We start from the raw sequence: 6338 nt of genomic DNA, 5'->3' as shown, positions 1-6338 counted from the left end.
CGCGCCGCAGGATGTGGCCGCCGAAGCACCGGCCAGCGAAGAGCCCGGCATGCTCGACCAGTTGTTGGGCAATCCGCTGCTGCTGGGCCTGATCGCCGGTTCCGCGTTCCTGGTCCTGCTGTTGTTGCTGCTGCTCCTGGCGCGCAAGCGCAAGGCCCAGCAGGAAGCCGAAAAGCACCTGCGCATGGCGCGTGCCCTGGCCGAGGACAGCGAGCGTGGCCCTGACCTGGAGCTGCCGCCCAGCAGCTTCGAAGGTCTCGACGTGTCGGCGCCGACCGTGACCCTGTCGCCAGCGGTGGTGGCGGCCTCGGCTGCTGCGGCCGTGGCTGCGGAAAAACCTGCGGCCCCCGTCGAAGCCGCCGCGCCAGCGGTCGATCCGCGCGCCGCGCTGCTGGCCGAAGTGGACGACAGCCTGGCCCGTGGCCGGCTCAACCATGCCGCCGACCTGCTGGAAGCGGCGGTGGCCTCCGAACCGCAGCGCAGCGATCTGCGCCTGAAGCTGATGGAAGTCTATGCCCGCCAGGGCGACCAGGATGCTTTCGCCGGTCAGGAACGCAAGTTGGCGGTCAATGATGCGAACCAGGCCGAGGTCGCCGCGCTCAAGGAGCGCTTCCCAGCCATGCTGGGTGTCGCGGCGGTGGCGGCAGGCGCTGCCGGTGCAGCCGCCCTGGCCGCCGAGCTGGACGAGCAGTATGTCCAGGACCTGCTGCAGGACAAGGCGCTGGAGCTGGGCGAAAGCGCGCCGGAACTCGTCGTGGAGCCGGTCGTGGCGGCCCAGCCTGAGCCTGTGGTCGACGAGACCGACCTGGACAGTGCCTTCGACCTGAGCCTGGGTGATGACCTGCCGGTAGATGATCACCTGGACCTGGCCGGTCTCGAGGACCTGGCTGTCGAGGCGCCTGAGGTTCAGGCCGAGGCCGAGCCTGTGCCTGCCATCGCCGAAACCGATGCCGACGACGACTTCGAGGCCTTGCTCGCTCAGGCCCAGGCGACGCCGCAGAATGTCGACGACCTGGCCGAGTTCGACCTGGATGTCGCCGAAGAACCGGTGGCCCCGGCCAGCAGCGAGGAAGCCCCGGTGGACGTGGCGGCCGAACTGGCGGCCTTCGAGGCCATTCCGGAGTTCGACCCGATCTCCGAGCTGGAACTGCCCGAGGACTTCGACCTGTCGCTGTCGCTGGACGATGACTCGCCGGCGGCCAAGAACTTCGCCTCGGAACTGGACGACGTCAACGCCGAGCTCGACAAGCTGTCGCAGAACCTCGATATCCCGGCAGCGACGCCAGAGCCGCAGTTCACCGCCGAGGACGCGGCGCTGGAGCCCGAGCCGCTGGACGACCTGGACTTCGATTTCTTCTCCGGCGCGGACGAAGTGGCCACCAAGCTCGACCTGGCTCGCGCCTACATCGACATGGGGGACCATCAGGGCGCCCGTGACATCCTCGACGAAGTGGTCAAGGACGGCGACGACAGTCAGCGCCAGGAAGCCAACGAGATGCTCTCGCGCCTGGTCTGAGGCGACGTAGCACAGCGCGGGGCAAGCCCACTCCCACAGAACACGTGGGAGCGGGCTTGCCCCGCGATCATTTCGGCCTCCGCGCGGTTTGCCGGTATACTCCCGTCTTTCGTTTCAGCATCAGGTTTGCCGCTCTTGGACATCATCGACACCGCCGCCGCCGAGTCGGCCGCCGAAGGCTACACCCGCATCGCCCTGGGCGTGGAATACAAAGGCTCGCGCTACCGCGGCTGGCAACGCCAGGCCAGTGGCGTGCCCAGTGTCCAGCAGGCTCTGGAGCAGGCGCTGTCGACGGTGGCCAACGAGCCGATCTCGGTGATCTGCGCCGGGCGTACCGATGCCGGCGTCCATGGCTGCGGGCAGATCGTGCATTTCGACACCCGCGCCGTGCGCGACGAGCGCGCCTGGACCCTGGGCACCAACTTCAACCTGCCCCACGACATCAGCGTGGTCTGGTCGGCGCCCATGCCGGCGCACTTCCATGCCCGCTTCAAGGCCACCGCGCGGCGCTATCGCTACGTCATCTACAACGATCCGATCCGCCCGGCGCACCTGGCCGAGGAAGTGACCTGGAATCACCGCCCGCTGGACGTCGAGCGCATGGCCGAGGCCGCGCAGTATCTGCTGGGGACCCATGATTTCAGCGCCTTCCGCGCCAGCCAGTGCCAGGCCAAGTCGCCGATCAAGCACATCCACCACCTGCGCGTGACCCGCCACGGGCGGATGATCGTGCTGGACGTGCGCGCCACCGCGTTCCTGCACCACATGGTGCGCAACATCGCCGGCGTGCTGATGACCATCGGCGCCGGCGAGCGTCCGGTGGCGTGGGCCCGCGAGGTGCTGGAAGGGCGCAACCGCCGTGACGGTGGGGTGACCGCGCACCCTTACGGCCTCTACCTGGTGCAGGTGGAGTATCCGGAAGAATACGCGCTGCCGCAGCGTTACATCGGCCCACACTTTCTTACCGGCTACGAGGCGCTGGCGGACTGACGGGGCACGGGTCATTTGCTACCATCGACGCTTTCCCGATCACCCAAGGTTCGCCGTCCATGAGCAACGTTCGCAGCAAGATCTGCGGGATTACCCGTATCGAGGACGCCCTGGCCGCGGTCGAGGCCGGCGCCGACGCCCTCGGTTTCGTCTTCTATGCGAAAAGTCCGCGGGCGGTGGACGTGCGCCAGGCGCGGGCGATCATCGACGCGCTACCGCCGTTCGTGACCACCGTGGGGTTGTTCGTCAATGCCTCGCGCTGCGAGCTCAACGAGATCCTCGAAGTGGTTTCCCTGGACCTGCTACAGTTCCACGGCGATGAAGCCCCGGCCGATTGCGAGGGCTACCACCGCCCCTGGATCAAGGCCCTGCGGGTGCGCCCCGGGGATGACCTGGAGGCCGCCTGCCAGCACTACGCCGGCGCCCGCGGCATCCTGCTGGATGCCTACGTGCCGGGCGTGCCGGGAGGAACCGGTGAGGCCTTCGACTGGTCATTGATTCCGCAGCGCCTGAGCAAGCCGATCATCCTTGCTGGTGGCCTGTCGGCCGACAATGTCGCCGAGGCCATTCGCCAGGTGCGCCCGTACGCGGTGGATGTCAGTGGCGGCGTGGAGCAGGCCAAGGGCATCAAGGAAGCAGCAAAGATCGAAGCCTTCATGCAGGCGGTGAAGCAGGCGTGAACGCGGATGTGACGGCTGGGCGCGCGCCATCGTCCATAGCTTTCGCAGCCCGGTGCTGCCAGGTCGCGCCAGAGCGCGGGGCATGCCGGGGAAGAATTGGAGGTGGGGCGGTTTTAGCCGGCCCATCGTCGCTTTACAGAAGAATTTGAGCTCAAGGGCAGGGCGGGGCCGCGCAGGTCTCCCCGGCCAATACTGGAGAAAGCAAGCATGAGCAACTGGTTGGTAGACAAACTGATCCCATCGATCATGCGTTCCGAGGTGAAGAAGAGCTCGGTGCCGGAAGGGCTGTGGCACAAGTGCCCGTCCTGCGAAGCCGTGCTGTATCGCCCGGAGCTGGAAAAGACCCTCGACGTCTGCCCTAAGTGCAACCACCACATGCGTATCGGCGCCCGCGCGCGCATCGATATCTTCCTCGATCCAGAAGGCCGTGCCGAGCTGGGCGCCGATCTGGAGCCGGTCGACCGCCTGAAGTTCCGTGATGGCAAGAAGTACAAGGACCGCCTGACCGCCGCGCAGAAGCAGACCGGCGAGAAGGACGCGCTGATCTCCATGAGCGGCACCCTGATGGGCATGCCGATCGTGGTCAGTGCCTTCGAGTTCTCCTTCATGGGCGGCTCCATGGGTGCCATCGTCGGTGAGCGTTTCGTGCGCGCCGCCAACTACGCCCTGGAAAACCGCTGCCCGATGGTCTGCTTCTCCGCTTCCGGCGGCGCGCGCATGCAGGAAGCGCTGATTTCGCTGATGCAGATGGCCAAGACCTCCGCCGTGCTGGCGCGCCTGCGCGAAGAAGGCATTCCGTTCATCTCGGTACTGACCGACCCGGTCTACGGCGGCGTTTCGGCCAGCCTGGCGATGCTCGGCGACGTGATCGTCGGCGAACCGAAGGCGCTGATCGGCTTCGCCGGCCCGCGCGTGATCGAGCAGACCGTGCGCGAGAAACTGCCCGAAGGCTTCCAGCGCAGCGAGTTCCTGCTGGAGCACGGCGCCATCGACCTGATCATCTCCCGTGAGGAGCTGCGTCCGCGCCTGGCTCGCCTGCTGGCGCAGATGACCGGCCAGCCGACTCCGGAAGCGGCCAAAGAGGTCGCCGCGGTCGCGTGATGAACCAGCGCAGCCTGGGCGACTGGCTCGCCTACCTCGAACAGTTGCACCCCTCGGCCATCGACATGGGCCTGGAGCGCTCGCAACAGGTGCTGGCGCGCCTGGGGCTGGGCAAGCTGGCGCCGCGGGTGGTGACGGTGACCGGCACCAATGGCAAGGGCTCGACCTGCGCCTTCGTGGCCGCGTTGCTGCGCGCCCAGGGGCTCAAGGTCGGGGTGTACAGTTCGCCGCACCTGCTGCGTTACAACGAACGGGTGCTGATCGAAGGCCGCGAGGCCAGCGATGAGTGCCTGTGTGAGGCGTTCGCCGCGGTGGAAGCGGCACGCGGCGAAATCTCGCTGACCTATTTCGAAATGGGCACCTTGGCGGCGTTCTGGTTGTTCAAGCAGTCCGCGCTGGACGCGGTGGTGCTCGAGGTCGGCCTGGGTGGCCGGTTGGACGCGGTCAACCTGATGGATGCGGATGTGTCGCTGGTCACCAGTATCGGCGTCGACCACATCGACTACCTGGGTGACAGCCGCGAGTCGGTAGCCTACGAAAAGGCGGGGATCTTCCGCCAGGGCAAGCCTGCGCTGTGCGGTGACCTGGATCCGCCGCAGCCTTTGCTGGACAAGGTACGCGAGTTGGATTGCCCGTTCTTCCTGCGCGGGCGTGATTTTGACCTGGATAGCAGTGCCGAACACTGGCATTGGCGTGGTCGCCAGCTCGATGGTTCGCCTGTGGAGTTGCGCGACCTGCCGTTGCTCGACCTGCCCATGGAGAATGCCGCCCTGGCCTTGCAGGCTTTCCTGCTGATGGGCCTGCCGTGGGATGCCGGCACGGTTCGCCAGGCCTTGCTGGATACGCGTATCACCGGTCGTCTCGACCGGCGCGAGCTGCTGCTGCGTGGCAAGCGCGTGGAGCTGCTGCTGGATGTCGGTCACAACCCGCACGCTGCCGAGTACCTGGCCCGCCGCCTGGCGGCGCGCCCGGTGAAGGGGCGGCGCCTGGCGGTGTTCGGCCTGTTGGCCGACAAGGACCTGGCCGGTGTGCTCGCGCCGCTGCGCGACCAGGTCGCCGATTGGGCGGTGGCGCCGCTGGACACGCCGCGCAGTCGCCCTGCCGCGGAGCTGGCGGATGCCTTGACGAACCTCGGTGCGACGGTGAAGTCTTACGCCAGTGTCGCGGCTGCCCTCGAAGGGCAGTGCGCCCAGGCGACGGCGGATGACCAGATCCTGCTGTTCGGTTCGTTTTTCTGCGTCGGCGAGGCCCTGGCCTGGCTCGAGCGGCAGGTCCCCGAGGATGGAGTAGATGGCAGTGCTGGATAAAGGGATGAAGCAGCGCATGGTCGGTGCGCTGGTGCTGGTGGCGCTGGCGGTGATCTTCCTGCCGATGTTGTTCACTCGCGAGGACGAGCTGCGCCAGGTGCGTGTCGAGGCGCCGGAGGCGCCGGCCATGCCCAGCCTGCCCCAGGTTCAGGTGGAGCCTGTCCAGGTGCCAGAACCTCAGGCGTTGCCGGAGCAGAACGAGCAGCCGCCGGTGGTGGTCGACGAGTCCACGGCGCCGGTGACGGCGCCGAGCCAGCCCATCGCGCCGGTAGTGACCGTGGCGCCGCCCGCGCAGCCCAAGCCACAGACGCCAGTGTCGACGCCGCCGGTGGCCAAGGTGGAGGCGCGTCCTGTGCCTGCGCCCGCCGCTCCTGCCGCCAAACCAGCCGCGCCGTCGAAGATCGACGCCAACGGCCTGCCGGTGAGCTGGTCGATCCAACTGGCCAGCCTGTCCAATCGGGCTGGTGCCGAGAACCTGCAGAAGACCCTGCGCAGCCAGGGCTACAACGCCTATATCCGTTCGGCGGACGGCATGAACCGGGTATTCGTCGGGCCGCTGATCGAGCGTGCCGAGGCCGAGCGTCTGCGTGATGTGATCAATCGCCAGCAGAACCTCAAAGGCATCGTGGTGCGCTTCCAGCCGGAGCGTGGCTGAGTTCATCTCTGGACATGCACGTCCCCCTGTAGGAGCGGCCTTGTGTCGCGAAAGGGTGCTCCTACAGCAGTCCGCAAAGCTGTCCCCAG

The 6338-nt window shown here is 67.3% G+C and carries 6 protein-coding genes; all 6 read left to right on the top strand.

Annotated elements, in window-relative coordinates:
* Positions 1 to 1516: FimV/HubP family polar landmark protein (locus tag CC207_RS28070; RefSeq protein WP_305880230.1), on the top strand; the 1516-nt coding region annotated here is incomplete at its 5' end.
* Between the two features lie 135 nt (positions 1517 to 1651).
* On the top strand, positions 1652 to 2506 hold the full coding sequence (truA, locus tag CC207_RS24825) for a tRNA pseudouridine(38-40) synthase TruA (protein WP_062363739.1): 855 nt from the start codon (positions 1652 to 1654) through the stop codon (positions 2504 to 2506).
* A gap of 59 nt (positions 2507 to 2565) precedes the next feature.
* On the top strand, positions 2566 to 3186 hold the full coding sequence (locus CC207_RS24820; RefSeq protein ID WP_028690438.1) for a phosphoribosylanthranilate isomerase: 621 nt from the start codon (positions 2566 to 2568) through the stop codon (positions 3184 to 3186).
* Positions 3187 to 3393: 207 nt separating this feature from the next.
* Entirely contained in the window at positions 3394 to 4287 is an 894-nt protein-coding gene (gene accD, locus CC207_RS24815; protein ID WP_088852923.1) for an acetyl-CoA carboxylase, carboxyltransferase subunit beta, read from the top strand.
* The gene (gene folC / locus CC207_RS24810; protein ID WP_088852922.1) at positions 4287 to 5594 is read left to right on the top strand and encodes a bifunctional tetrahydrofolate synthase/dihydrofolate synthase; all 1308 of its coding nucleotides are present in this window, start codon (positions 4287 to 4289) and stop codon (positions 5592 to 5594) included. The genes accD and folC overlap by 1 nt, the downstream gene beginning before the upstream one ends.
* Positions 5578 to 6249, top strand: coding sequence for an SPOR domain-containing protein (locus CC207_RS24805; protein ID WP_088852921.1), 672 nt, complete (start codon positions 5578 to 5580; stop codon positions 6247 to 6249). Before folC ends, CC207_RS24805 begins: the two co-directional genes overlap by 17 nt.
* Positions 6250 to 6338: the final 89 nt, after the last annotated feature.

It is taken from the genome of Pseudomonas sp. DrBHI1 (genome assembly GCF_002205115.1).
Classification (GTDB): domain Bacteria; phylum Pseudomonadota; class Gammaproteobacteria; order Pseudomonadales; family Pseudomonadaceae; genus Aquipseudomonas; species Aquipseudomonas mosselii.
Note: the sequence above shows the minus strand (reverse complement) of the source record. Positions and strands in the feature narration are given on the sequence as shown.